Raw genomic sequence first — 25824 nt, 5'->3', positions numbered from 1 at the left:
TGATTGGGTTTACAGATTTAGATTTACGGCGCTTCAGCCTTTGATTTCCTGATACCGTTTCTCCAGCTCCTGGCGAATCTGCCGACGCTGCTGGGCCTGCACAAAGCGGCGCTTGTCTTCACTGTTATGCGGCTGCAACGGCGGTACGGCGGCGGGTTTACGCTGGTCGTCCACGGCTACCATGGTGAAGAAGCAACTATTGGTATGACGTACCGAACGCTCGCGGATGTTCTCGGTCACCACCTTGATGCCCACCTCCATCGAGGTATTGCCGGTGTAGTTGACCGATGCGAGGAAGGTCACCAGCTCACCCACGTGAATCGGCTCGCGAAAAATCACCTGGTCCACGGACAATGTCACTACGTAGCGACCGGCATAACGGCTCGCACAGGCGTAGGCCACTTCGTCGAGGTACTTGAGCAGGGTGCCGCCGTGGACATTGCCAGAGAAGTTGGCCATATCAGGGGTCATCAGCACCGTCATCGACAGCTGGGCGTTTCCGGGTTCCATAGCACACTCACGGGTTGTAGGCATTGGTTGGGGGGCACCTCTGCGGGTGCTGGAATCTTTGCTGCGCCTTCCTTAACGGGACGCCGGTAGGCGGCTTGCCGTCACGCCTGCGCCGATCTGTTTCCATATATTGCACCGGCTTTCTGCTGGAAGTCGCGGTGTTAACCTGCAAAAGCCCATCTCAGGGCATTTCTTACGATTTAGGCAGACTTTTCCTTCCGCATTTTGCGACCGTTTAAAGGTGCGCGTGGAAGTGGGAAAAGCGCCAGTACCCTCAAGGAGCCCCTCGCCATGCACGCCATCAGCTTTATCCAGGACTTGGCCGTGATCATGTTGGTGGCAGGGGTTGTCACCATCCTGTTTCACCGCCTCAAACAGCCGGTGGTGCTGGGCTACATCGTCGCCGGCTTTATCATCGGCCCGCACACCCCGCCGTTCGGCCTGATCCACGACGAAGACACCATCAAGACCCTCGCCGAGCTGGGGGTGATCTTCCTGATGTTTTGCCTGGGCCTGGAGTTCAGCCTGCGCAAACTGTTCAAGGTCGGCGCTACGGCGTTTATCGCGGCGTTCCTGGAGATCATCCTGATGATCTGGATCGGCTACGAGATCGGGCGCTGGTTCGACTGGAACACCATGGACTCGCTGTTCCTCGGCGCGATTCTGGCCATTTCCTCCACCACCATCATCGTCAAGGCCCTCAACGACTTGAAGATGAAGAACCAACGCTTCGCGCAGCTGATTTTCGGCGTGTTGATCGTGGAAGACATCCTGGGTATCGGCATTATCGCCTTGCTGTCGAGCATCGCCGTCAGTGGTACGGTCAGCTCCGGCGAGGTGTTTTCCACGGTCGGCAAGCTTTCGCTGTTCATGATCGTTGCGCTGGTGATCGGCATTTTGCTGGTACCGCGCCTGCTGGCCTACGTGGCCAAGTTCGAAAGCAACGAGATGCTGCTGATTACCGTACTCGGCCTGTGTTTCGGCTTCTGCCTGCTGGTGGTCAAGTTGGAATACAGCATGGTGCTGGGCGCCTTCCTGATTGGCGCGATCATGGCCGAATCCCGCCAATTGATTAAGATCGAGCGCCTGATCGAGCCCGTTCGCGACATGTTCAGCGCGATCTTCTTTGTGGCAATCGGCCTGATGATCGACCCGCAGATCCTGCTGCAATACGCCTGGCCGATTGCGGTGATCACCGTGGCGGTGGTGTTGGGCAAGATGTTGTCCTGCGGCCTGGGCGCGTTTATCGCCGGCAATGACGGCCGTACCTCACTGCGCGTGGGCATGGGGCTGTCACAGATTGGTGAGTTTTCCTTCATCATCGCGGCGCTGGGGATGACCCTGCAGGTGACAAGCGACTTCCTTTACCCGGTGGCGGTGGCGGTATCGGCGATCACCACGTTGTTGACCCCTTACCTGATTCGCGGCGCCGACCCGTTGTCGTTGAAGATTGCGGCGGTGATGCCCAAGCGTATGAGCCGCGTATTCGGCATGTATGGCGAATGGCTGCGCAGCATTCAGCCGCAGGGCGAGGGCGCGATGCTGGCGTCGATGATCCGCAAGATCATCCTGCAAGTGGGGGTGAACCTGGCGTTGGTGGTGGCGATCTTCTTCTCTGGCAGTTTTTTTGCGGCGCGCATTGGTGGTTACCTGGAGGGCTGGGTCAGCGATCCAAGCTGGCAGAAGGCGTTGATCTGGGGCGGGGCGTTGTTGCTGTCGCTGCCGTTCCTGATTGCGGCGTATCGCAAGCTCAAGGCGTTGTCGATGCTGCTGGCTGAGATGAGCGTGAAGCCGGAGATGGCCGGGCGGCATACCCAGCGGGTACGACGGGTGATCGCGGAGTTGATCCCGATCCTGTCGCTGCTGGTGATCTTCCTGCTATTGGCAGCCTTGTCGGCCAGTATTCTGCCGACCAACAAGTTGCTGGTATTGATCGCCGTGGTCACGGCGGCGGTGGCGGCCGTGCTCTGGCGCTGGTTCATCCGCGTGCATACGCGGATGCAGGTCGCCTTGCTGGAGACGCTGGATAACCATAAGGATACGGCGGAGCACTAGGGTGTGTTGCCTGGATTGGGGCTGCTTCGCAGCCCGGCGCGAGGCGAGCTCGCTCACTACACAAGCGTGCTCACCGGCTATCAGCTTTCCAGCCAGACGTCCCGCGCCCAGTGCCACACTGATTCCCAGGTTTCCTCGGTGACGATTTCTTCTTCGCCAGACCACAGCACCACGGTGCCGTCTTCTTCAACGCAGTAGTAGTCGTCGCCGTCCTGGCAGATTGGGATCAGGCTGCGGTCGACACCGGCGTCCCAGGCGTTGGCGGCAACGTCCGGCAGGTAGGTGTGGGATTGCGGGTCAGTGACGGTCACTGGCTCCAGGCTGCCGTAGACCACGTCGCTGACGGTCAGCAGGAATTCACGGAAGACAAACGGGATGTCGATGAACAGCTGTTCCTCGATTTCCACCAGCAGGTCTTCGTCAGGCAGTTCCAGAGGAACCGGGACCGGTTCGTTGGCTTCACGCAATTGTTCGATGATTTCTTCCACGGCCGGGATCCTCTTGCTAGATGGCGCGGTTTATAGGGGCGTTTTATACAGTAGCTCGCTATAAGTGCAACCGTGAAATAGAAAACCCCGGAACATGTCCGGGGTTTTTATTACCAGTGGCTCAAACGTGCATGTATCAGCTGTTCTGGCGGATACCGGCGACCAGCCAAGGCTGGTTCTCGCCTTGCGGACGTTCCATGTTCCAGCTCTCGCTGAACACTTCGCCCTGGTCGAAGCGCGAAGTCTTCGACACACCGCTGAAGGTCAGGGTGGCGATGGTCTTGTCGGCGCGATCATCCACACCTTCCAGCTGCACGCGCAGGTCGTCGATGTAGGTCGACTGGAATGCGTCACCCAGTTCAGCGCGTTCGCGCTTGAGGAACTCCAGCAGTTGCGGGGTCACGAACTCGGCGATCTTGTCCATTTCGTTCGCGTCCCAGTGCTGCTGCAGAGACTGGAAGTGGCTGCGGGCCGCTTCGACGAAACGCTCTTCGTTGAACCACGCCGGTGCGTTGATCACCGGGCGGGGTGCAGCTGCAGGCGAACCACCACCGAAGATCGAACCCATGGCTGGCTTTTGCTCGAACACTTCACGCTGCATCGGCGCGCCGGCTGGAGCCAGGTGCTCCTGCTGCTTGCGGCGACGGGCGGCGATAAAGCGGAAGATCACAAAGGCGATGACCGCCATGATCAGGATGTCGAAGATCTGCATGCCCTGGAAGCCGCCGCCCATGAACATGGAAGCGAGCAGGCCGCCGGCCGCGATACCGGCCAGAGGGCCCAACCAGCGCGAAGCACCGCCGGCCTTGGCTGCGGCGCCAGCAGCACCGGCTGCGCCTGCGGTTGCGGCTGCACCGCCCATACCGCCGGCGGAGGGAGCCATTTGGCTGGTCTGGTGAGTCGGTGCTGCACCCGAACTTTTGCCGCCACCAAAGCGTTTGGCGTTGGCGTCGATGCTCATCGTCAGGCCGATGCACAACGCCATGGCGATGCTAAGAAAACGTTTCATAAAGGGAATTCCCATTTGTGGATTGCACGCGCGCCATGTTGCACAGGTGTAGTGGCAGTGGCTAGCGGCATAATGTTTCGGGCTTTTGCGTAAGACCGATTCAGAATGGTCTGTAGGACTTATTACAGATATTGGCCCGCACTCGTTAAAAACAAGGGCGGGCCGAAAAGCTTCATGTTGGGAAATGTTTCAGACGGCTTCGAGCTTGGCGTAGCCCATCATCAGCCACTTGCTGCCTTCGGCGAAGTTCACCTGCACCCGTGCCTGGGCACCGGCGCCTTCGAAGTTGAGGATAACCCCTTCGCCAAAGATCGCATGCTTGACCTGCTGGCCAAGGCTGAACTGGGTTTCCGGAATCTCCGAGCCGGCAAACAGGCTGCTGGCGCTCTGCTGCTGGCCACCGCCGAACGGGCGGCTGACGCTGTTGGACAGGCGCACTTCCTGGATCAGCCCCTTCGGCACTTCCCGTACGAAGCGCGACACCTTGTTGTAGGTCTCGCTGCCGTACAGGCGTCGGGTCTCGGCGTAGGTCATCACCAGGTTCTGCATCGCCCGTGTAATGCCTACGTAGGCCAGGCGGCGCTCTTCCTCAAGGCGGCCGGGTTCTTCCAGGCTCATCTTGTGGGGGAACAGGCCTTCTTCCATGCCTACCAAGAACACATACGGAAACTCCAGGCCCTTGGCGCTGTGCAAGGTCATCAGCTGAATGCTGTCTTCATGCTCGTCGGCCTGGGTATCGCCGGCTTCCAGCGACGCATGGCCAAGGAACGCGGCGAGCGGGGTCAGCTCTTCGTCTTCCTCGGTGTTTTCGAATGCACGGGCGGCGCTGACCAGTTCCTCAAGGTTTTCTACCCGGGCCTGGCCTTTCTCGCCTTTTTCCGCTTCGTGATAAGCGATCAATCCGGACTGCTCGATCACCGTTTGGGTCATCAGGTGCAGGGGCATTTCCGCGCATTTGGCAGCCAGATTCTCGATCAGCTCGACAAACACGCCCAGGGCGCCGGCCGCACGACCGGTCAGGCCTTTATTGGCGATGAGCAAGCGCATGGCTTCCCACATCGACACATCGGCATGGCGCGCATGGTCGCGGATGGCTTCGACGGTTTTTTCGCCGATGCCGCGGGCCGGGATGTTGATCACACGCTCCAGCGCCGCATCGTTGCCACGGCCTTCCAGCAAGCGCAGGTAGGCCATGGCGTTCTTGATTTCCGCACGCTCGAAGAAGCGCTGGCCGCCGTAGATGCGGTACGGGATGCGTTCGCGCAGCAGGGCTTCTTCCAGCACTCGTGATTGGGCGTTGGAACGGTACAGAATCGCGATATCGCTGCGTGCCAGGCCGGTTTTCAGGGCGCTTTCGATGGTTTCCACCACGTAGCGCGCTTCATCGTGCTCGTTGAACGCGGCGTACAGGTTGATCGCTTCGCCTTCGCCGCCGTCGGTCCACAGCTCTTTGCCCAGGCGCCCGGTGTTGTTGGCGATCAAGGCGTTGGCGGCCTTGAGGATGCCGGCAGTGGAGCGATAGTTCTGCTCCAGGCGGATGGTGACCGCGTCCGGGAAGTCTTCGGAATACTGGTAGATGTTTTCGATTTTCGCGCCACGCCAGCCGTAGATCGACTGGTCGTCGTCGCCCACCACCATCAAGCTGTCGCCGCCCTTGGCCAGTAGGCGCAACCAGGCGTACTGCACGGCGTTGGTGTCTTGGAACTCGTCCACCAGGATGTGCCGGAAGCGTTTCTGGTAATGGGCCAGCAAACCTGGGTTGTCTCGCCAAAGGTCGAGGGCGCGCAGCAGCAGCTCGGAGAAGTCGATCACACCGGCGCGAACGCAGGCGGCCTCGTAGGCTTCATAAATACTGCGCATGGTGGCCAGGAACAGATCACCGCTGGCCTGGATATGCTGTGGGCGCAGGCCTTCGTCTTTCTGGCCGTTGATGAACCATTGGGCCTGGCGTGCGGGCCAACGTTGTTCGTCGAGACCCAGCTCGCGGATCACCCGCTTGACCAGGCGTTGCTGGTCGTCGCTGTCGAGAATCTGGAAGGTCTGGGCGAGGCCCGCTTCCTGCCAGTGCGCTCGCAACAGGCGGTGCGCCAGGCCGTGGAAGGTGCCCACCCACATGCCGGCCGGGCTGATGCCCATCAACTGCTCGATGCGATGGCGCATCTCGGCAGCGGCCTTGTTGGTGAACGTCACCGACAGGATGGAGTGCGGGGACGCGTTTTCGACCTGGATCAACCAGGCGATACGGTGCACCAGCACTCGGGTTTTGCCGGAGCCAGCACCGGCCAGGACCAACTGACGGCCAACGGGGGCGGCTACGGCCTGGCGTTGGGCATCGTTGAGGGAGTTCAGCAGAAGGGAGAGATCATCGCGCATCGGCGCATTCTATGGCCCTCGGGGGAGTGGGGCAAACACCAATACCGCTTGGTCGACGGAAAACACTCGGGGTGATGACCGGTCGGTCAATGGCCACAGCCCCCGCAGCGTCTTGCTCAAGCCGTCTAGTCCTTAAGTTTGCGACTAATGACCCAGAGGTTTTTATGACTTAGAGCAGTTTGGCCCAAGCGTTTGCTTGTGTATGCTCCGTCGACGTTTCGGGCTCACCATTATAAGAACACTGCCTATGACCCTTAGCACCGACCTGTTCGGCCCCTCGGTGGCGCCCGCGCAGGTTATCCGCAAACATTACGCCACTGAGATGGCCGTCGAACGCACGCGCCTGCTGTATCAAGGCTCGTTGCTGCCTACCTTATTAATGCTGGTCAATGGCTTGGTCTGCGCCTGGCTGTTGTGGAACCCCAAGCAATACCTGCTCGACAGCATCTGGCTGGTCTGGCTGCTCGCGTTGGTGGCCATGCGTGTGATCCAGGTGGCGGCCTTCGATTCGGCCATGCCCAGCCGCCAGGCGCAGCCGGTCTGGCGACGCATGTTCATGCTGGGCTCGGCGGTCAGCGGGCTGACCTTGGCCATCGCCGCCATTGCACTGGTGCCGGTGGACAGCTTTATGCAACAGGCCTGGGTGTTCGGCCTGATCGGCGCCGCAACGCTGTCGGCCAGCGTGGCCTACGCCGTGAGTCTGCCGGCATTCCTGTCGTTTGCCTTGCCGTGCCTGGTGCCGGCTATCGCCTACCTGTTCTGGAATGGCGCCCCGCAGCAGCAGGGCTGGGGCGTGCTTGGCCTGATTTTGCTGGCCTCATTGAGCCTGGTGGCGTGGCAGGTCAACCGCCTGATCCAGCGCGGGCTGTTGCGACGTTTTCAGAACCAGGCGTTGATCGAGCATCTACAGAAGGCCCAGCAGCGCAGCGAGCAGTTGAATCTGGAGTTGGTGCGTGAAGTCGAGCAACGTCGCCAGGTCGAGCAGGAACTGCGCGATGCACAAATCGGCCTGCAGGACCGCGTGGCGCAACGCAGCCAGGAACTGGACGCCGCCAGCCTTGCCTTGAACAAAAGCGAAGCGCGCCTGGCCATGGCCCTGCAAGCCAGTGAACTGGGCCTGTGGGACTGGAACCTGCAGACCGACGAAGTCCACCACACCCAGCTCAAAGAACTGTTCGGCCTGGAGCCCGAGTACGTCACGGCCATGCTCAGCCATCTCAAGCCGCGCCTGCACCCCGAAGATCTGCCGCTGCTCAAGCGCGCCCTGGTGGAGCACCTCAAGGGCCGCAGCGAGGATTATCAGGTGGAATACCGTGTGCGCCACGGCGATGGCCACTGGGTATGGATCGAAGACCGTGGTCGCGCTGTGGAGCGTTCACCCAGCGGGCGAGTGACGCGAATGCTCGGCACGCGCCGGGATATCAGTGCCGACAAGGCCCTGGAAGAACAGCAGCGCCTGGCGTCGACGGTGTTCGAGGCCGCCAGTGAAGGCATCGTGATTCTTGACCCGAACTATGTGTTGGTCGCCGTGAACCAGGCGTTCAGTCGCGTGACGGGTTTTGATATCGACGACATGATCGGTCGCAATGTGGTGGAACTGCCTAGCAGCCGCGATGCCCGCCGGCACTTTCCGGTGATCCGCCAGGCGTTGCTCAGCCATGGCACCTGGCAGGGTGAGCTGGTGGAAACGCGCAAGAACGGCGAGCTGTACCCGCAGTGGCTGCAACTGAATGTGGTGCGCGATATTCGCGGGAAAGTCAGCCATATCGTGGGCTTCTTCGCCGATCTGTCGGCGCGTCGCGAATCCGAAGAGCGCATGCGCTACCTCACGCACTACGACGAATTGACCGGCCTGGCCAACCGCTCGCTGTTCCGCGAGCGGCTGCGCGAGGCTCATGCGCGGGTGCGCCAGGGCGGGCGTAGCCTGGCGTTGCTGCATATCAACCTGGACCGCTTCAAGCTGCTCAATGACAGCCTGGGCCATGAAGTCGCCGACCAGTTGCTGCAGAAAATGGCGCGACGGTTGATCAATGCCTTGCCTGAAGCCGACACCATTGCGCGCTTGTCTGGGGATGAGTTCGCCGTGCTGTTCGACGCCTACGGCAACCTGTCGAGCCTGGCACGAGTAGCCACACGACTGCTGGCCAAGCTGCGGGTGCCGGTGACGGTGGAAGGGCATGAGTTGGTGGTGAGTGCCTCGATGGGGGTTAGTCTTTTACCGGATAACGCGCGGGAAATTTCCGCGTTGGTCAGCCAATCGAACATGGCCATGCAGCATGCCAAGCACCTGGGCGGCAATAACTTCCAGTTCTACACCGACAGCCTGCAAGCCAGCACCCTGGAGCGTTTGCAGCTGGAAAACCATTTGCGCAAGGCCATCGAAGAGCGCCAGCTTACGGTCTTCTACCAACCCAAACTATGCCTGGCCACCGGCAAGCTCAACGCGGCCGAGGCGCTGATCCGTTGGGAGCATCCGCAGTGGGGCATGGTGCCGCCAGGCGATTTTATTGGTCTGGCCGAAGAGACCGGGCTGATCGTACCGCTGGGCGAATTCGTGCTGCGCCAGGCCTGCTGGCAGGCGTGTGAATGGCAGCGCCAGGGGCTGGCGCCGATTCGGGTGTCGGTGAACCTGTCGGTGCATCAACTGCGCCAGGGCAAGCTGGTCAGCCTGGTTCGCCAGGTGCTGGAAGAGACCGGCCTGGACCCGCAGTACCTCGAGCTGGAACTGACCGAGAGCCAATTGCTCGACAGCGTTGAACACATCATCGCGACCTTCCAGCAATTGCGGGACCTGGGCGTGAAGCTGGCCATTGATGACTTCGGCACCGGCTACTCCTCCCTCAGCTACCTCAAGCGTATTCCCGTGGACTACGTGAAGATCGACCAGACCTTCATTCGTGGGCTGGGTCAGGGTCGCGAGGACGCGGCGATCACTCGGGCAATCATCGCCATGGCTCACGGCTTGGCATTGAAAGTGGTGGCTGAGGGCGTGGAGGATCAGCAGCAGCTGGACTTCCTGCGGGGGGAACGTTGCGATGAAGTACAGGGCTACCTCATCAGCCGGCCGATGCAGGCCGATGGCTTGGCAGAATTGTTACGGAAAAATGCAGATTTTCCTTAGCGTAGCCTAGGGCGCCCTTGCGGCTACAAAGCCTGCGCCCTTTGATTCAGAGGGCAGCAGGGCGATTTAGTGATGCGTCGGACGGGCAAAACGACAATTCTTGTAGTATAACTACAAGCTTGCTACATCCCTGGCCCTGCCCATAACAAGAGTCCTGCCCTTTGAACCTGTTGCAACATATCGCCCAGTCGCGCCACCTGTTACGCAAATCGGAACTCAAGGTTGCCGATCACGTGCTGCTTGACCCTGCGGCTGTGATGCACAGTTCCATGGCCGACCTGGCCCACAGCGTGGGCATCAGCGAGCCGACCATCGTGCGCTTCTGCCGCGCCATCGGTTGCTCCGGGTTCCAGGACTTGAAGCTCAAACTGGCCCAAAGCCTGGCTGCCGGTGCGAGCTTTGGGCAGTTCGCGATCCACGAAGACGATTCGGTCGCCGACTACAGCCTGAAAATCTTCGACACCACGTTGCACACCTTGATGGAAGTGCGCGAGAAGCTCGACCCAATCGAGCTGCAAAAGGCCGTGACCGCCATGTCCCAGGCCCAGCGCGTCGAGTTCTATGGTTTCGGTGCTTCGGGCGCTGTTGCGGCGGATGCCCAGCACAAGTTCTTCCGCCTGCTGCTCACCGCAGCGGCCTACAGCGACCCGCACATGCAGGCGATGTCGGCAGTGACGTTGAAGCCTACCGACGTGGCGATCTGCATTTCCCAGTCCGGTCGCTCCAAGGACCTGCTGATCACTGCCAACCTGGTGCGTGAAAGCGGCGCGACCCTGATTACCCTGTGCCCGAGCCAGACGCCGTTGGCGGAGCTGTCCACGGTCAACCTGGCGATCGATGTGCATGAAGACACCGAGATCTACACTCCGCTGACCTCGCGTATCGCCCACTTGGTGGTGATTGACGTACTGGCGATGGGCGTGGCCATGGCGCGCGGGCCGAGTTTGGTCAACCATCTCAAGAGCGTGAAACGCAGCTTGCGCAGCCTGCGGTTGTCGCCCAAGTCCGTCAAAGCCCTCGACGACTGACAGGTTGGCCGCAGTCCAATGTTCACTCTTTTGTAATACGTGTGCCGCCAAACCGTAACCGCCCAAGGCCATCCTGAGCTCCCGTACTCGCATTGGGAGACTCGAAATGGCCCGTCCCTACGAAGACAGCAACAGCGCCGTAAAAACCCGTCGTCAGCAGGAAGACCAGCGCCGCATGGCGTTCCGTCGCGCAATCGAAGATCGTTGTGAAGAGCGCCAATTGCTCCAAAGCATCAGTGACTACCCGGAACTGCATTGGCAGGCACCCGTGGCTGCCCAGCGAAACGCTCAGCCAACACGCTGATCTGTGCCCGTTCGCTGCGGATAAAGCCCAGGAACGCGTGGGCCACCGGTGACAGGCGTTTGGCCTTGGCCTGCACCAGGCACCAGCTGCGGTACAGCGGCAGTTCCTCCACCGGCAGCTCTTTGAGTCCGCCGGTGGCCAGCTCCATGTTGACCGCGTGACGCGTCAGCAGGGCCACGCCCAATCCCGCGCATACACACTCACGCTGCGCCTCGGCCGAGGCCACTTCCACCGTTTGGGTGAAGTGCACGCGTTTTTCCTTGAAATACTCCTCGCAGGCCAGCCGTGTGCCGGAACCCGATTCGCGGATCAGCAGCGTGTAGGGCTCAAGGTCTTGCAGGCGCAGCGGGCCTTGCAGGCTCAAGGGGTGATCGAGCGGCGCCACCGCAACGATTGGGTTGTTGAGAAACGGCAGGAATTCCAGGCCCATGTCTTGGGGCACCATGGACATGATCACCAGGTCATCCCGGTTGTCCGAAAGTCTGCGGATCACCTGGCCGCGATTGACCACCGTCAGGTGCAATTGCACCTCCGGATGCTGACGCTTGAAGGCGGCAAACAGGTGCGGCACGAAGTACTTGGCGCTGGATTCAATCGCCAGTTTCAACTGGCCCTGCAGTGAGCCCTGCATGTCCGACAGCTGCATGTCGAGGTTTTCCAGGCGCCCGAAAATATCGCGACTGGCTCGCTGCAGCGCTTCGGCGGCCTCGGTCATGTAGAGTTTTTTGCCAACATAGTCGAACAGCGGCTGGCCGATCAGCTCTTCCAGCTGACGAATTTGTAGGCTTACAGCCGGTTGTGTGAGGGACATTTCCTCGGCAGCGCGACTGTACGAACGCAAATCGCACACTTCATTGAAGATCTGCAATTGACGCAATGTCATACGCATCAATGACTTACGCATATTTCAATTCCTTTTGCCCGAGGCCGTTCGGCCAACTATAAGTCTTTACTTATGCACGACCCAATAATTATTGATTTTTGTTAATCCCTCTGCGGGCTTAGTGTGTGTCTCGCGACTGTCATGAAACATTTGGTCACGCGTCGACCCGGGTCTAGTGGGTCGAAGAACGCAGCAATCGGCTCAAGGGAATTTCCAAGTGATAAAAAAGATCCTGATCGCCAACCGTGGTGAGATTGCCGTACGAATCGTGCGTGCCTGCGCCGAGATGGGCATTCGCTCGGTCGCGGTCTACTCCGACGCCGACCGCCACGCGTTGCACGTCAAACGTGCCGACGAGGCCCACAGCATTGGTGCCGAGCCCCTGGCCGGTTACCTGAACCCGCGCAAGCTGGTGAACCTGGCCGTGGAAACCGGTTGTGATGCGCTGCACCCTGGCTATGGCTTTCTGTCGGAAAACGCCGAACTGGCGGACATCTGTGCCGAACGTGGGGTGAAATTCATCGGCCCGTCCGCTGAAGTGATTCGCCGCATGGGCGACAAGACCGAAGCGCGCCGCAGCATGATCAAGGCCGGCGTACCGGTGACGCCTGGCACCGAAGGCAACGTCGCTGACATCGCCGAGGCCCTTACCGAAGGCGACCGTATCGGCTACCCGGTCATGCTCAAGGCCACCTCCGGTGGTGGCGGTCGCGGTATCCGTCGTTGCAACAGCCGCGAAGAACTTGAACAAGCCTTCCCCCGCGTCATCTCCGAAGCCACCAAGGCCTTCGGTTCGGCGGAAGTGTTCCTGGAAAAATGCATAGTCAACCCCAAGCACATCGAGGCGCAGATCCTCGGTGACAGCTTCGGCAATGTCGTGCACCTGTTCGAGCGCGATTGCTCGATCCAGCGTCGTAACCAGAAGCTCATCGAAATTGCCCCCAGCCCGCAGCTGACCCCGGAACAGCGCGCCTACATCGGTGACCTGTCGGTGCGCGCGGCCAAGGCCGTGGGCTACGAGAATGCCGGCACCGTGGAGTTCCTGCTCGCCGAGGGCGAGGTGTACTTCATGGAGATGAACACCCGGGTGCAGGTGGAACACACCATCACCGAAGAAATCACCGGTATCGACATCGTCCGTGAGCAAATTCGCATCGCCTCGGGCCTGCCGCTGTCGGTGAAACAGGAAGACATCCAGCACCGTGGTTTCGCGTTGCAGTTTCGTATCAACGCTGAAGACCCGAAGAACAACTTCCTGCCGAGTTTCGGCAAGATCACCCGTTACTACGCCCCGGGCGGTCCCGGCGTGCGTACCGACACGGCGATCTACACCGGTTACACCATCCCGCCGTTCTACGACTCCATGTGCCTGAAACTGGTGGTGTGGGCGTTGACCTGGGAAGAAGCCATGGACCGTGGCCTGCGCGCCCTGGACGACATGCGCCTGCAAGGCGTGAAGACCACCGCCGCCTACTACCAGGAAATCCTGCGCAACCCGGAATTCCGCAGCGGCCAGTTCAACACCAGCTTCGTTGAAGCCCACCCTGAACTGACCAACTACTCGATCAAGCGCAAACCCGAAGAGCTGGCCCTGGCCATCGCCGCCGCCATCGCCGCCCACGCAGGCCTGTGAGGAATAGAACAATGACTAAGAAAATATTCGTAACCGACACCATCCTGCGCGACGCTCACCAATCGTTGCTGGCCACCCGCATGCGCACTGATGACATGCTGCCGATCTGCGACAAGCTCGACAAAGTCGGCTACTGGTCCCTGGAAGTGTGGGGCGGCGCGACCTTTGACGCTTGCGTACGCTTCCTGAAAGAAGACCCGTGGGAGCGCCTGCGCAAACTGCGCGCCGCGTTGCCTAACACGCGCCTGCAAATGCTGCTGCGTGGCCAGAACCTGCTGGGCTACCGCCACTACAGCGACGACGTGGTCAAAGCGTTCGTCGCCAAAGCCGCCGTGAATGGTATCGACGTGTTCCGTATCTTCGATGCGATGAACGACGTGCGTAACCTGCGCGTGGCCATCGAAGCGGTGAAAGCCGCCGGCAAACACGCCCAAGGCACCATCGCCTACACCACCAGCCCGGTGCACACCGTCGAGGCGTTTGTGGCCCAGGCCAAGCAGCTGGAATCCATGGGCTGCGACTCCATCGCGATCAAGGACATGGCCGGCCTGCTGACCCCTTACGCCACCGGCGAACTGGTCAAGGCGCTGAAAGCCGAGCAGAACCTGCCGATTTTCATCCACTCCCATGACACCGCGGGTTTGGCTGCGATGTGCCAACTCAAGGCCATCGAAAACGGTGCCGACCACATCGACACCGCCATTTCCAGCTTCGCCTGGGGCACCAGCCACCCGGGCACCGAGTCGATGGTCGCCGCCCTTAAGGGCAGCGAGTTCGATACGGGCCTGAGCCTGGAGCTGCTGCAAGAGATCGGCCTGTACTTCTACGCCGTGCGCAAGAAGTACCACCAGTTCGAAAGCGAATTCACTGCGGTGGACACCCGTGTGCAAGTCAACCAGGTACCGGGCGGGATGATTTCCAACCTGGCCAACCAGTTGAAAGAGCAGGGCGCCCTCAACCGGATGAGCGAAGTGCTGGCCGAGATCCCGCGTGTGCGTGAAGACTTGGGCTTCCCGCCGCTGGTGACCCCGACTTCGCAAATTGTCGGCACCCAGGCGTTCTTCAACGTGCTGGCCGGCGAGCGCTACAAGACCATCACCAACGAAGTGAAGCTGTACCTGCAAGGCGGCTACGGCAAGGCGCCGGGTACCGTGAACGAGCAACTGCGCCGCCAGGCCATCGGCAGCGAAGAAGTGATCGACGTGCGCCCGGCCGACTTGCTCAAGCCGGAAATGACCAAACTGCGCGGTGAGATTGGCGCGTTGGCCAAGTCCGAGGAAGACGTGCTGACCTACGCCATGTTCCCGGACATCGGCCGCAAGTTCCTCGAAGAGCGCGACGCCGGCACCCTGGCACCGGAAGTGCTGTTGCCGATTCCTGAAGCTGGCGGCGTGGCCCGTGCCGGTGGCGAAGGCGTACCGACTGAGTTCGTCATCGACGTGCACGGCGAAAGCTACCGCGTAGACATCACCGGTGTGGGCGTGAAGGCTGAAGGCAAGCGCCACTTCTACCTGTCCATCGACGGTATGCCGGAAGAAGTGGTGTTTGAACCGCTCAATGAATTTGTCAGCAGCGGCGGCAGCAAGCGCAAGCACGCCACCGAGCCAGGCCATGTCAGCACGGCGATGCCGGGCAATATTGTCGATGTGCTGGTTAAGGAAGGTGATGTGGTCAAGGCCGGCCAGGCGGTGTTGATCACCGAAGCCATGAAGATGGAAACCGAAGTGCAGGCAGCGATTGCCGGCAAGGTGACCGCTGTTCATGTGGCCAAGGGCGACCGGGTCAACCCTGGCGAAATCCTGATTGAAATTGAAGGCTGATCCCTAGCCTTCAACGCGACCGTTTAATCCTCGGGGGGGCAGGTGCCCCCCTTTTTTTGCCTGGAATTTGGCGGTCAGGCGTTGCGTTTGAAGCTAACGAAAACGCCGTCTTGCGTGTAGTTCAATACCGGCGTCAGGGTTTTCAGGTTGCTGGTGATTTCGCTGAATTGGCCTTCAATCTGCTTGGCTTCGATGATGCGTACGGGCTTTGAGAGAAGCGCATCACTTTCTTTTTTCACCTGAATATTCAGCGTGGCGCCACTCAAGTTGGCGCTGTTGCCCACGCTCAAGGTTTTGTCGGTTCCTGGAGTGAAGGCCAAGGTTGAACCGACCTGCATGCGCAGGTCGTTGTTGATGCGGGTAGCGGGGCTCATTCGCAACGTGCCCGCGACATCGAGGTTGGCGACCGTGCCGCCGGAGTAGGTAGCCTCTGGCTCGACAGTCATCGACCCGCCGATCGTGCTGTGATTGATCAGCGTTGCACCGCTATAGACCTTGCCTTGCTGGTTGGCCTCAACGGCACCGGTGAGGGTCCAGGTGCCGGTGGCTACCCACAGGTGCTGCATCTGTTTGGCGCCGTCGAACGTGCCGCCTTTGTCGTCCTCCAGGATCACTTGGTTGGTGCCGCTGCCACCGTCTATTGCACCGTGGAACCGGCTACCGTGCTTGATGATCAAGGTGTCATCGCCACCGCCCATGTCCATCGCTATCCCATTGCCTCCCGCAATCAAGCCGTGGTTGACGACCTCATCGGCCTTGTCGCCGTTGAGCTTTACGCCATGGCCATTGTTGCAACGAATGACCCCATGGTTCTCAAGCCAAACCGACGCCAGGCCACTGCCGCGCAGGCCATCGTTGTTGCCGGTGATCGACCCGGTTGCGCTGTTGATGAGTTCGATGCCGCGCAAGGAGGCGCTGGCTCCCGGTTTTGTTTCGGCTGGGAGCAGGCTGGCGAACGTGTCGAGGTCCATCGTTCGATTCATGGACTGGTTGCAGGTCACGGAGATGAGGCTGGTCTTGAAGGTACTGGCCTTGGGGGCAAGTGGCGGCCGATCAGGCACGGGTTCGGGGGCTGCAGCGGCGCTCTTCACTGCCTGGATGATTGGCTGGGCGCCATAGGTCAGCAATGCGTTGAAGGGCGCGAAGTAGGGAAGTGTCAGTAGCATGGTAGTCCGACCTCTTGTGAGCAGGAGGCCGGAATATAGCGAGGGGAACAGGCCCCTGAATGTCAGGCGCGCTGCTTTGTGCCTGCGGGAGAAGTCATCCAGTAAAGGCGGTTAAAACGCCATCTTCCACTCACCCATCAGCCCTTGGCTGCGACTGCTGGTACCTGATTCACCTGTGTAGGTGAGGCCCACGCTGTGCTCGGTTGACAGTGCGAGGTCCAAGCCGGCCCGCAAGCTCAGGCTGTTGCGGTCCAGTGCGGCCCCGTCGATGGTGAAGTCATCGATGAGTCCGGGTGCATGCCGATAGGACTGGCGCACTTGGCTGTCGACGCCGCCGTAGAGGTGTTTCCAGCCGGTGCTCAAGTGAGGGCTGAGGGTCATCCGGTTATCGAACCGGTACAGCGTGGCAAGGCGCAGGCCAAAGGTACTGCTGAAGTTTTGCTGCGTTTGCGGGCCGACGTTCAATGCGCTTATACCGCCCTGTTCCTTGAAGCTGTCGCGGTGATAGCGCTGGTAGCCGAGGCTGGCGAAGGGCTCGACGCTGAGCGCTTCATCGCCTAACTGGTAGCCCAGTTCAGAGAACAAGGTCTGGCTTTGGGCACTGTATTTGCCCTTGAGTTGTTCCTTGTAATTGAGCAGCTCGACGTTGCGTTTGTTCTGCCCCCCATGGTTGCTGTAGATCGCCCCCAGGCGCAGGGCCAGGGGGCCGTCCTGGCGCACGGCGTAGCCACCCAGGTGCCAGCTGTCCAATTCGCCGGCAAACCGTTGGGCATCCAACTTGGTGGTGGACTTTGCACCCATCACACCAGCGCGCCAGGCGTGGTCCAACGCCCAGTCGGCGCCCAGCAACAGGCCTTGGGTGCCGTATTTCAGGCCGGCACTACCGCTCTGGGTGCCATCATTGCCCAGACTTTGCACCCAGAAGTGGCCGTCCTCATCGACCGCCAGCGTGCGCAGAGTGGAGAGCAACTGGTTGCTGATGTGTTGCGTGGTGTTTTGGGTTGCGCCGGCGAGGTTGGCATTTTGGCTGCCCGCCACTTGTTCAAGGGCAGCCCCCATGCCTCCCGGTGCCTGGGCAAGCTCGTACCCGAGCTTTTCCAGCGCCTTGATCTCTTCGGAGGTCAGCTCGCCAGACTCGAGCAAGCGACTCAGTGCGGGCTCCAGCACTTGGGCGACCTGGCGACCATTGTGGGTAGTGGCCTGGTTGTAGAAGTAGCCGTCGATAGGGTCGCGCTCAATAACCGGCTCATACGATGCATAGCTGTAATCGGGCAGCCCAACTGGAAGCTGAACGGGCGTGCCGGCCTGTGCCTGGATGAGTTGAGCGCTGGCAACACCCATCAAAAGGATGATGCTGCGTGCGAGTTGCTTGAGTGAAAAGGGCATGAAATCCCGACCTCTGATAGATGAGGTCGGGAATTTAGCGAGGGGGCGTGAGGTTAACTGTCAGGCTATGGGACTGTGGTTTGCGGGAGTTGTCTGTATCGCAGGCAAGTTCGCTCCCGCCGGTGTTCCGCCTGGGAGGGTCAGGCTCGGCACTCAGCCAATGTCTTCAACTGACCTGAGCCAGTCTGGTTCCCTTCTGACAACCATGCTTCAAATCCCGCACCAACCGCCGGCCATTCCGAGTCGATGATCGAATACCACGCGGTATCCCGGTTCTGACCCTTCACCACCATGTGCTGGCGGAACACGCCTTCAAAGGTGAAGCCCAACCGCTCGGCCGCGTATTTGGAGCGGGCGTTGCCGTTGTTGCACTTCCACTCCAGGCGACGATAACCCTGCTCGAACGCGTGTTTGGCCAGCAGGTACACCGCCTCGGTGCTTTTTGGCGAACGCTGCATCGGCGCGCCGAAGGTGACGTGGCCGATCTCGATGCGCCCTTGGGCCGGCACGATGGACATCAAGCTGAGGATGCCCTGCACCTGACCGGTCTTGCGGTCGATCACGCTGAAAAAATACGGGTCGCTGTGTGCCGCGTGGTTGTTGAGCCAGTCATTGAATGCACTGCGCTCCGGGAAAGGGCCGTAAGGCAGATAGTCCCATAGCTTGGGGTCGGCGCCGGGGCCTTGGAGCGCCTGGAACAGTTCGTCGCCATGGCGCGCCGGGTCGAGTTTTTCCAAGCGGATAAAACGCCCTTCAAGCAATTGCACGGTCGGCGCCGGGACACCTTTCCAGTCAGCGGGGGAAATGGGCATGCTGCGCTCCTTAAAGACCTTTGCGAAATTGGATGAAACCTGGCCGTTCGGCGATGCGTTCGTAGAGTTGGATCGCGGTGGCGTTGGTTTCGTGGGTCAGCCAATGCACCTTGCAGCAACCATCGGCCTTGGCAGTGGCGTAGACGAATTCGATCAATTTGCGGCCCACGCCGGTGCCGCGTTGGGCTGGGTCCACCAGCAGGTCCTGCAGGTAGCAGGAGTTTTCAATGCTCCAGTTGGAGCGGTGGTAGATGAAGTTGACCATGCCCACTGCCTTGCCGTCCTGCCAGGCCAGCGCCGAGTGCGTCGGCTCACGGTCGTCGATCAGGCGTTGCCAGGTGCTTTGGCTCACGGCATCCGGCAATTCGGTGTTGTAGAACTTCAAGTACGCCTGCCACAGCGGCAACCAAGCCGCGTGGTCGGCGGCGGTGACTTGGCGGATATCGATCTGGCTCATTCTGCGACTCCTTGGGGAATAAAGCGGGCGAGGTTTTGGTCGCGCACGTCGGCGCTGGTGGCCAGGCCTTTGCGCACACCGGCGATATCGGCCGGGCTGCGGTTCTGACTGAGTTTGCGCTTGCCGATCAGGCGTTCCATCGGCAGGGCGAAGCCGACAATGGCCTTGAGCATGCCGTCGATGTAGTCGGCCGGGGCGTCGCTGACTTTCCACGGCTGGGCGCGGCTGCCTTCGTGGCGGTCGGTGAGGGCGCTGACCAGGTTGAGCAAACGCTCTGCATCGGTGAACACCTCGGCCTTGCCGTAGGCGTGCACCGCGATGTAGTTCCAGGTGGGCACTACTTTGCCGTGCTCGGCCTTGGCCGGGTAAAACGCCGGGCTGATGTAAGCCTCGGCGCCAGCAAAGATCACCAGGGCGTCGCTGCCGTTCTGCAAGTCTTTCCACTGCGGATTGGCCTTGGCCAAGTGCCCGTAGAGCGTGCCATTCGGGCCTTCGTCGGGATTGAGCAGCAGCGGCAGGTGGCTGGCCAGCAGGCCTTGTTCGCCAACGGTCACCAGCTGCGCCAGGCGGGTGTGCTGGATCAGTTGATGCAGTTCGGGCAAGTCGTCGAGGGCAAAGGCGCGAGGTGTGTACATGGAAATTTTCCTTGGCGAATGCCTGCATCCTAGGCAGGCTAATGGCTCGTTGAAAGAGCCATCTGGCGTCCATTTCATAGGTCCAATATGTCGCCCATTACACCGCCGTTGTCCTTCAACCCCGCCGGTATCGAGCTGGACCGGCGCCAGGGGCTGACACGCCAATTGTATGAAGCCCTGCGCCAGCGTGTGCTGGATGGGCGACTGGTCAGTGGCACGCGCTTGCCCGCCACGCGTGACTTGGCGGCGGCGTTGTCGATCTCGCGCAACAGTGTGGTGCGTGCCTACGATCAGCTGTACGCCGAAGGTTTTATCGAAAGTCGGGTCGGTGATGGCACTTATGTTGCGCAACTGCCCACGGCCAAAAAGTTACCCACAAAACTGTCCACAGGGTTTTCAACAGGCTTATCCCCAACCTTATCCACAAAATGGGCAAAATTGCCCGAAGATTTGGACTGTGAAGTTATCCACAGCGGCGGCTTGGGTCGGGTACAAAGTAACCATTTGCCGCAGCCACCCTCCGGGCCGCCGCGGGCCTTTCGCGTGGGTGTGCCGGCATTTGATCTGTTTCCGTTCGAGGTGTGGGCCAAGCTGAATGCGGCTTTCTGGCGCAAACCGGACCTGGAACAACTGTGCTACGGCGACCCGGCGGGTGACGGCCGATTGCGCGGTTTGATCGCCGCTTACCTGCGCAGCTCCCGAGGCATGCAGTGCTCCGCTGAGCAAATTGTGATCACCAGTGGTGCACAGCAAGCGATTAGCCTTTGTGCACAGTTGCTGGTGGAGCCCGGCGACGGGGTTGCTGTGGAAAACCCGGGGTATCGCGCGGCAGGTCATGCGTTCGCTCTGGCTGGAGGGAAATTGCACGGCGTGCCGGTGGATGGCGAGGGCATCGACTGCCAAGTGCTCAACACGCTGGATGACTGCCGTGTGGCCTATGTCACGCCGTCCCATCAGTACCCTCTGGGCGTGGTGATGAGCCTGGCACGGCGCCTGGAATTGCTGGCCTGGGCGGAACGCACGGGCGGCTGGATCATCGAGGACGACTACGATGGCGAGTACCGCTACAGCGGCGCGCCCCTGTCGCCCTTGGCTGCGTTGGATCGCAACGGTCGCGTGCTCTACGTCGGCACCTTCGGCAAGGTGGCGTTTCCGGCCTTGCGCCTGGGTTACCTGGTGCTGCCGCCGGGTTTGGTGGACGCTTTTGCTCGTCGCCGCGCGGTGGACATGCGCCACTCGGAAATCAGCACCCAAGCGGTGATGGCCGAGTTCATGGCGGCGGGGCACTTTCAGCGGCATATCCGCCGTATGCGCCGAGCGGCCTTAAGTCGGCGCAACGTATTGCTGGCGGGCTGGCCTGATGATTTGCCGGGTGTCGGCGAGCTGCCCAGCGTGGCGGCGGGGTTGCACCTGACCGTGCGGGTGAACAGCCTGGCGCGCGAACAACAACTGCTCGACCAGGCTCATGACGTGGGGGTTGAGGTCAACGGTTTGAGCAGCTACTGGTTGTCGCACTCCAGCACGCCACCGGATCAGCGCGCGGGCCTGGTGATGGGGTTTGCCGCCGTACCCGAGGCGGCTATCACACTCGCACTGAAGCGTCTGCGTGCCGCGTGGCAGCCCGGATAACTAACTACCGTCCTGCCAGGAGACGAGGTCATTACCGTGATGGATCCCTCTGTACTGTGCACGGTAAACGATCATGCCCGACCTGCTTTCCCCATTAACGGCTGTTGATTCACTGCAGCTGCGTATCTGCCAACTGTTCGCCTTGCGCCCGACCCTGGGCACGCTTGGCGTTACTCAAATCCAGCTCGATGCCGATCCTGAGTCCGTGCTGGAGTATTACGCCGAGAGTTTGGTCGATTTTTTCTGCGCCACCGACACAACGTCAGAAAGCCGCTGGGAGCGGTTGACGCAGCTGCTTGCGCAGCGACTGCGCAGAGTCCTGCATAAACAGACTGACCCCATTACTCGCCGCATGCTTCAAGCGGTACTTGCCTTTCCCGACAGCGGCGAGCGAACGCCGGCGTTTGAGACATACGCCTTGGGGCGCCCCAACGACCTCGCGTTGGTGATCGTGGGCGACAACAAAACCCTGGTCTACTCCTTGGGGTTTGGCCTTGAGACGTTTGTGCCGGCTCTGCCGGATCACGTGCTGGAAAACGCGGAACGGCTGGAACATGACGTTTTTGAAGGCTGGGCGTTGTGCGCGCTGGAAGCGATGTTGCAGCGAATTGACGCGATTGACCTCAGTGAACCACCGCGCCTTGAACATCTGGATCGGCAACTGGCCTGGGCTACACGGTTCCGTGATTTCTTCCAGCAGGATCCCGAACAGGAAACATTACGCCAACAGCTCCCGACCTGGTTGAAGGATGCTTGTGCTGAAGGCCGACTGGCCTATAGCAAGCTCTTGGCGGCGATGGCCGGGGCTCACCAAAAATACTGCGCGCCAACCCTGCTCGACACGCTGCCGGACGATGGCAGTGCACACCAGGCCTGTTTTGCTCGGGACATGGCTCTGCAGTTGTGTCGGGTGGCATTGGAGTGCAGCTTTCAGGGCCTGGCGGGAATCACGCTTGATGGCTATAACCGCCTGCGCGTGGCAGTGAAAACCTATGCGACCCATCGTCATGTGCAGGGTGAGCCGATGGTATTCCGGCGTTTGACGGATGAGTCGGGTTATCTGATTGGTGCCCAGAGCGATGAGTCGGGGCCCTGGTTGGTTTTCCGACCGGGGTCGACACAGGTTTTGCAGCAAGTAATGACTCCGCCCGCGTCGGGGCCAGCGTTGCCCAAACCCTTCGCCGACCTGTTTCGGGCGAGACAGGCGCTGGTCGGTAGTCCGTTCAATGTGTTACTCGCCGCCGACGCTGATAGCGCGTGGCGCGCAGACAATGGCCTGATGCGCAGTGTGGCCTTGCTGCTGGTTTATCCTGTCCTGTCGCAGAGCGTAGAACCTGTTCAAATGCACCCACGGGTTAAGCGTCTGGATGTCAGTTGGGCAGGTGCCCGCCAGGCGCTTTCGGCTTTACAGCAACATCGGTTGGCTGCACTACGACGCCCGTACCGGGTGGGGGAACTGATTCGTGAGGGTGTCCATAAGGGCCTGCATCTCTTCAATTCCCTGCTCATCTACAACAAAGACGAGAACCACATTCACGTGTTGTCGCACAATCGCATCCACCCGGTTATCAATATCAATGTTTCGGTGCACCGATTGGTCGACAGCCCCGACCACCCGGAGGCTGTTGGACCTGAGATCTCGAGCAATGCCGAAGGTATCTGGGAGATCAGCCGATCGCCCCGGTTCAAGCGTGAAGTGGAAGGGCTGAGTGTTCGCGGGTGTAAGGCATTTGATGCAGCCCGAGCCGCACTGACTCAAGTCAACAGGGAGGCAGGTGAAGCCATTTTGCCCGGCACGCCACCTGTCGAAGTTGAGGAACGGTTCGAGCGCTTGGCTCAAACGTTGGACAATGCCGCCAAGGTGCTCGTGCAATTTACTCAGCGCCTCGCTACTGCGGACTCTGCCGCGTTGGTCCTTCAATTGCGAGCAACAGCTGCTGAACTGCGCGTCAACGGTCGTCGCCGGCGTATCGATTTGACCCGGCGCAGCCAGACACCGACCGTAGGCGATGTTCAATACCTGCTTGAACAGCAGGTAGTCAGTATCAGCCGGCTCAATGGCCGTGAGGAGGAAACCATCGACGGCACGGTGGACTTCCTGCAGGAGTTCGCGGTGTTGGACGGGTTGGAGGACCACCGTCCCCTCTGGTACGCCCACTTTCACTACCCTGCACCGGACACTTCGCAAGACCAGCCCTCCACGGCCCACTTGAAGTTAGCCAGCCAGCGCAGATTGGGCCGTGTCTTTGAGCAGGCCGAGAGGGGGGCTGGTCGCAGCACACGAGTCTACCGTGCACCGATCAGCACACCGTCTGGCCGGCGGATTTTTCTGGATGTCCTGTAGCACTTATGGGAGCGAGTAGTTCCGCTCCCACAGCATCAGGTTCCCGACTTGATCTTGGTCCATGCCCGTGTCCTGGCGCGTTCGGCGTCACGGCCCAGGGGTTTCAAGGTGTAGAGCGTGGCCATGGCCGCCTCGGTCGGGTACAGGTTGGGGTTGTTGCGAATCGTCGGATCAACCTGCTCCGTCGCATCCTTGTTCGGGTTGGGGTAGCCGACAAAATCGCTGATCGGCGCGATCACCTGGGGTTGCAGCAGGTAGTTGATGAAGGTGTAGGCGTCCTGCGGGTTTTGCGCGCCTTTGGGAATGGCGAGCATATCGAACCAGATCGGCGCGCCTTCCTTGGGCAGACGCATGTCCACGATCACGCCGTTCTTGGCTTCCTTGGCACGGTTGGCGGCTTGGGAGAAGCTGCCCGAGTAACCCACGGCCACGCAGATGTCGCCGTTGGCGATATCGGCCATGTACTTGGACGAGTGGAAGTAGGTGATGTAGGGGCGGATCTTCATCAACAGCGCTTCAGCCTTGACGTAGTCCTTGGGGTTGCTGCTGTTGGGGTCCAGCCCCAGGTGCTGCAGGGCCAGCGGAAGGATTTCCGAGGGCGAGTCGAGCAAGGCGACGCCGCATTGCTTGAGCTTGCTGATGTTTTCTTCCTTGAAGATCAGGTCCCAACTGTCCACCGGCGCGTTCGGCCCAAGCACCGCCTTGACCTTGTCCGGGTTGAAGCCGATCAGGATGGTGCCGTACATGTAGGGCACGGCAAATTTGTTGCCGGGGTCGTTGGCTTCGATCAGCTTCATCAGCTTGGGGTCGAGGTGGTTCCAGTTGGGTAACTGGCTGCGGTCCAGGGGCTGGAACACCCCGGCTTCGATCTGCTTGGCGAGGAACACGTTGGACGGCACCACCACGTCATAGCCTGAGTTACCGGTGAGCAGCTTGGCTTCCAGGGCTTCGTTGGTGTCGAAGATGTCGTAGACCAGCTTGATCTTCGGGTTCTGCGCCTTGAAGTCTTCAAGTGCCTTGGGTGTGATGTAGTCGAACCAGTTGTAGACCTTTAGGGTTTTTTCTTCGGCCTGCACAGCGCCGCTCAAAACGGCGGCGCACAGGGCCAGTGAGGTGAGCATCTTCATCGGGCGGCTCCTTCTGATTCGAAACCTTCAAGAACGTTGACGGCATTGATGCCGATTTCTTCGACAGCGTAGCCGCCTTCCATCACGAACAGCGTGGGCTTGCCCAGGCGTGCGAGTCGCCGGCCCATGGCCAAGTAGTCCGGGCTGTCGAGTTTGAACTGTGAAATCGGGTCGTCCTTGAACGTGTCCACGCCCAGGGACACCACGATGACGTCGGCGCCGTAGCGTTCAGTTTGCTTGCACACCTCTTCCAACGCTGCGCTCCACTGATCCCAGCCGGTTCCGGCGGGCAGCGGGTAGTTGAAATTGAAACCTTCCCCGACGCCTTCGCCCAGCTCGTCGGCATAGCCGAGGAAGAATGGGAACTCCGCTTCCGGGTGGCCGTGGATCGAGGTGAATAGCACGTCGCTGCGTTCATAGAAAATCGACTGGGTGCCGTTGCCGTGGTGGTAGTCCACGTCGATGATCGCCACCTTCTTGTGGCCTTGGTCGAGGAACGCTTGTGCGGCAATCGCCGCGTTGTTGAGGTAGCAATAACCGCCCATCAAGTCGCCAGCTGCGTGGTGACCCGGCGGGCGGCACAAGGCGAAGGCACTGTGGGCGCCTTGCTGGATGGCCTGCTGTGCGGTGAGCGCCACTTGCGCTGCGCTGTACGCCGCTTGCCAGGTACCGGCGGTGATCGGTGCGCCACCATCGAAGCTGTAGTAGCCCAACTGGCCATGCAGGCTGGTGGGCAATACCCGGCGCAAGGTACGAGCAGGCCAGGTGTAGGGCAGCAAATCGCCGTCCTGGCCATATTCAGTCCAGCGGTCCCAGGCGCCTTTGAAAAAGTCGAGGTAATCGCGGCTGTGAATGCGTTGCAGTGGTGCCAGGCCGAAGTCCTGCGGTGCCTGAACCGGGCCGAGTTCACGGTCCTTGACTCTTTGCAGTACATGGTCGGCGCGAGAGGGCATCTCGAAACAGGGCATTAGTTGCCCGTCCATCAATTCACAGCGTCCATGGTGCAGATGGTGATCGTCGGAGTAGATCGTCAGCATGGGTACT

Annotated in this window: 20 protein-coding genes; 8 read left to right on the top strand and 12 right to left on the bottom strand. The window is 60.5% G+C overall.

Annotation, left to right across the window (positions count from 1 at the left end; all coding sequences use genetic code 11):
- Positions 1 to 33: 33 nt before the first annotated feature.
- Complete coding sequence (locus tag CFE47_RS20380; protein ID WP_017739034.1) at positions 34 to 510, bottom strand: acyl-CoA thioesterase; 477 nt, start codon at positions 508 to 510, stop codon at positions 34 to 36.
- A gap of 291 nt (positions 511 to 801) precedes the next feature.
- Between CFE47_RS20380 and CFE47_RS20375 the strand changes: the two genes are divergently transcribed.
- The gene (locus tag CFE47_RS20375; protein WP_286839851.1) at positions 802 to 2565 is read left to right on the top strand and encodes a cation:proton antiporter; all 1764 of its coding nucleotides are present in this window, start codon (positions 802 to 804) and stop codon (positions 2563 to 2565) included.
- 80 nt (positions 2566 to 2645) lie between these two features.
- Here CFE47_RS20375 and CFE47_RS20370 read toward each other — a convergent pair whose 3' ends face one another.
- The 3 genes from CFE47_RS20370 to uvrD all read right to left on the bottom strand — a co-directional run bounded on the left by CFE47_RS20370 (position 2646) and on the right by uvrD (position 6435).
- On the bottom strand, positions 2646 to 3053 hold the full coding sequence (locus CFE47_RS20370) for an SMI1/KNR4 family protein (RefSeq protein ID WP_010207624.1): 408 nt from the start codon (positions 3051 to 3053) through the stop codon (positions 2646 to 2648).
- A gap of 136 nt (positions 3054 to 3189) precedes the next feature.
- Positions 3190 to 4062, bottom strand: a complete 873-nt coding sequence (locus tag CFE47_RS20365) for a Tim44 domain-containing protein (protein ID WP_286839848.1) — start codon at positions 4060 to 4062, stop codon at positions 3190 to 3192.
- A gap of 189 nt (positions 4063 to 4251) precedes the next feature.
- Complete coding sequence (gene uvrD / locus CFE47_RS20360) at positions 4252 to 6435, bottom strand: DNA helicase II (protein ID WP_185709569.1); 2184 nt, start codon at positions 6433 to 6435, stop codon at positions 4252 to 4254.
- A 247-nt stretch (positions 6436 to 6682) separates the two neighbouring features.
- Here uvrD and CFE47_RS20355 point away from each other — a divergent pair, with 247 nt between their 5' ends.
- The 3 genes from CFE47_RS20355 to CFE47_RS20345 all read left to right on the top strand — a co-directional run bounded on the left by CFE47_RS20355 (position 6683) and on the right by CFE47_RS20345 (position 10888).
- On the top strand, positions 6683 to 9556 hold the full coding sequence (locus CFE47_RS20355) for an EAL domain-containing protein (protein WP_286839847.1): 2874 nt from the start codon (positions 6683 to 6685) through the stop codon (positions 9554 to 9556).
- Between the two features lie 161 nt (positions 9557 to 9717).
- Entirely contained in the window at positions 9718 to 10584 is an 867-nt protein-coding gene (hexR, locus tag CFE47_RS20350; protein WP_017739023.1) for a transcriptional regulator HexR, read from the top strand.
- Positions 10585 to 10690: 106 nt separating this feature from the next.
- The gene (locus CFE47_RS20345; protein WP_122485268.1) at positions 10691 to 10888 is read left to right on the top strand and encodes a PA3496 family putative envelope integrity protein; all 198 of its coding nucleotides are present in this window, start codon (positions 10691 to 10693) and stop codon (positions 10886 to 10888) included.
- On the opposite strand, the gene CFE47_RS20340 is transcribed toward CFE47_RS20345, so the two are convergent.
- Entirely contained in the window at positions 10818 to 11792 is a 975-nt protein-coding gene (locus tag CFE47_RS20340) for a LysR family transcriptional regulator (RefSeq protein WP_286839844.1), read from the bottom strand. The genes CFE47_RS20345 and CFE47_RS20340 overlap by 71 nt on opposite strands.
- A gap of 196 nt (positions 11793 to 11988) precedes the next feature.
- On the opposite strand from CFE47_RS20340, the gene CFE47_RS20335 reads away from it, so the two are divergent.
- Together CFE47_RS20335 and oadA are read left to right on the top strand one after the other, a co-directional pair.
- Positions 11989 to 13404: an acetyl-CoA carboxylase biotin carboxylase subunit gene (locus CFE47_RS20335; RefSeq protein ID WP_286839843.1), complete on the top strand. Its 1416-nt coding sequence runs from the start codon at positions 11989 to 11991 to the stop codon at positions 13402 to 13404.
- Between the two features lie 11 nt (positions 13405 to 13415).
- Positions 13416 to 15224, top strand: coding sequence for a sodium-extruding oxaloacetate decarboxylase subunit alpha (oadA, locus tag CFE47_RS20330; RefSeq protein ID WP_286839841.1), 1809 nt, complete (start codon positions 13416 to 13418; stop codon positions 15222 to 15224).
- A 74-nt stretch (positions 15225 to 15298) separates the two neighbouring features.
- Here the strand turns inward: oadA and CFE47_RS20325 are convergent, their stop codons facing one another.
- The 5 genes from CFE47_RS20325 to CFE47_RS20305 form a co-directional block, all read right to left on the bottom strand.
- The gene (locus tag CFE47_RS20325; RefSeq protein WP_286839839.1) at positions 15299 to 16390 is read right to left on the bottom strand and encodes a hypothetical protein; all 1092 of its coding nucleotides are present in this window, start codon (positions 16388 to 16390) and stop codon (positions 15299 to 15301) included.
- 111 nt (positions 16391 to 16501) lie between these two features.
- Positions 16502 to 17776 (bottom strand): autotransporter outer membrane beta-barrel domain-containing protein, encoded by a 1275-nt coding sequence (locus tag CFE47_RS20320; RefSeq protein ID WP_286839838.1) that lies wholly within the window; start codon positions 17774 to 17776, stop codon positions 16502 to 16504.
- A 140-nt stretch (positions 17777 to 17916) separates the two neighbouring features.
- On the bottom strand, positions 17917 to 18588 hold the full coding sequence (locus CFE47_RS20315) for a GNAT family N-acetyltransferase (protein WP_286839836.1): 672 nt from the start codon (positions 18586 to 18588) through the stop codon (positions 17917 to 17919).
- 10 nt (positions 18589 to 18598) lie between these two features.
- On the bottom strand, positions 18599 to 19045 hold the full coding sequence (locus CFE47_RS20310; protein WP_286839835.1) for a GNAT family N-acetyltransferase: 447 nt from the start codon (positions 19043 to 19045) through the stop codon (positions 18599 to 18601).
- Positions 19042 to 19680, bottom strand: coding sequence for an FMN-binding negative transcriptional regulator (locus CFE47_RS20305; RefSeq protein WP_286839833.1), 639 nt, complete (start codon positions 19678 to 19680; stop codon positions 19042 to 19044). The genes CFE47_RS20310 and CFE47_RS20305 overlap by 4 nt, the downstream gene beginning before the upstream one ends.
- Positions 19681 to 19767: 87 nt before the next feature.
- Between CFE47_RS20305 and pdxR the strand changes: the two genes are divergently transcribed.
- On the top strand, positions 19768 to 21309 hold the full coding sequence (pdxR, locus tag CFE47_RS20300) for a MocR-like pyridoxine biosynthesis transcription factor PdxR (protein ID WP_286839831.1): 1542 nt from the start codon (positions 19768 to 19770) through the stop codon (positions 21307 to 21309).
- A 73-nt stretch (positions 21310 to 21382) separates the two neighbouring features.
- The gene (locus CFE47_RS20295) at positions 21383 to 23653 is read left to right on the top strand and encodes a hypothetical protein (RefSeq protein ID WP_286839830.1); all 2271 of its coding nucleotides are present in this window, start codon (positions 21383 to 21385) and stop codon (positions 23651 to 23653) included.
- Positions 23654 to 23688: 35 nt separating this feature from the next.
- Here the strand turns inward: CFE47_RS20295 and CFE47_RS20290 are convergent, their stop codons facing one another.
- Complete coding sequence (locus CFE47_RS20290; RefSeq protein ID WP_286839828.1) at positions 23689 to 24780, bottom strand: polyamine ABC transporter substrate-binding protein; 1092 nt, start codon at positions 24778 to 24780, stop codon at positions 23689 to 23691.
- The gene (locus CFE47_RS20285) at positions 24777 to 25817 is read right to left on the bottom strand and encodes a histone deacetylase family protein (RefSeq protein ID WP_286839826.1); all 1041 of its coding nucleotides are present in this window, start codon (positions 25815 to 25817) and stop codon (positions 24777 to 24779) included. The genes CFE47_RS20290 and CFE47_RS20285 overlap by 4 nt, the downstream gene beginning before the upstream one ends.
- Positions 25818 to 25824: the final 7 nt, after the last annotated feature.

The organism is Pseudomonas sp. PGPPP1, assembly GCF_002255865.1.
Taxonomy (GTDB): Bacteria; Pseudomonadota; Gammaproteobacteria; order Pseudomonadales; family Pseudomonadaceae; genus Aquipseudomonas; species Aquipseudomonas cremoris.
This window is presented reverse-complemented; position numbering and strand designations above follow the sequence as displayed.

What these genes read in the sequence shown, in the direction of transcription:
- CFE47_RS20365 (WP_286839848.1), bottom strand. Translation starts at nt 4,062, where the DNA reads ATGAAACGTTTTCTTAGCATCGCCATGGCGTTGTGCATCGGCCTGACG.
- CFE47_RS20380 (WP_017739034.1), bottom strand. Translation starts at nt 510, where the DNA reads ATGGAACCCGGAAACGCCCAGCTGTCGATGACGGTGCTGATGACCCCT.
- CFE47_RS20375 (WP_286839851.1), top strand. Translation starts at nt 802, where the DNA reads ATGCACGCCATCAGCTTTATCCAGGACTTGGCCGTGATCATGTTGGTG.
- CFE47_RS20315 (WP_286839836.1), bottom strand. Translation starts at nt 18,588, where the DNA reads ATGCCCATTTCCCCCGCTGACTGGAAAGGTGTCCCGGCGCCGACCGTG.
- CFE47_RS20340 (WP_286839844.1), bottom strand. Translation starts at nt 11,792, where the DNA reads ATGCGTAAGTCATTGATGCGTATGACATTGCGTCAATTGCAGATCTTC.
- CFE47_RS20295 (WP_286839830.1), top strand. Translation starts at nt 21,383, where the DNA reads ATGCCCGACCTGCTTTCCCCATTAACGGCTGTTGATTCACTGCAGCTG.
- CFE47_RS20320 (WP_286839838.1), bottom strand. Translation starts at nt 17,776, where the DNA reads ATGCCCTTTTCACTCAAGCAACTCGCACGCAGCATCATCCTTTTGATG.
- CFE47_RS20325 (WP_286839839.1), bottom strand. Translation starts at nt 16,390, where the DNA reads ATGCTACTGACACTTCCCTACTTCGCGCCCTTCAACGCATTGCTGACC.
- CFE47_RS20285 (WP_286839826.1), bottom strand. Translation starts at nt 25,817, where the DNA reads ATGCTGACGATCTACTCCGACGATCACCATCTGCACCATGGACGCTGT.
- pdxR (WP_286839831.1), top strand. Translation starts at nt 19,768, where the DNA reads ATGTCGCCCATTACACCGCCGTTGTCCTTCAACCCCGCCGGTATCGAG.
- CFE47_RS20290 (WP_286839828.1), bottom strand. Translation starts at nt 24,780, where the DNA reads ATGAAGATGCTCACCTCACTGGCCCTGTGCGCCGCCGTTTTGAGCGGC.
- CFE47_RS20355 (WP_286839847.1), top strand. Translation starts at nt 6,683, where the DNA reads ATGACCCTTAGCACCGACCTGTTCGGCCCCTCGGTGGCGCCCGCGCAG.
- CFE47_RS20305 (WP_286839833.1), bottom strand. Translation starts at nt 19,680, where the DNA reads ATGTACACACCTCGCGCCTTTGCCCTCGACGACTTGCCCGAACTGCAT.
- CFE47_RS20345 (WP_122485268.1), top strand. Translation starts at nt 10,691, where the DNA reads ATGGCCCGTCCCTACGAAGACAGCAACAGCGCCGTAAAAACCCGTCGT.
- uvrD (WP_185709569.1), bottom strand. Translation starts at nt 6,435, where the DNA reads ATGCGCGATGATCTCTCCCTTCTGCTGAACTCCCTCAACGATGCCCAA.
- CFE47_RS20310 (WP_286839835.1), bottom strand. Translation starts at nt 19,045, where the DNA reads ATGAGCCAGATCGATATCCGCCAAGTCACCGCCGCCGACCACGCGGCT.
- oadA (WP_286839841.1), top strand. Translation starts at nt 13,416, where the DNA reads ATGACTAAGAAAATATTCGTAACCGACACCATCCTGCGCGACGCTCAC.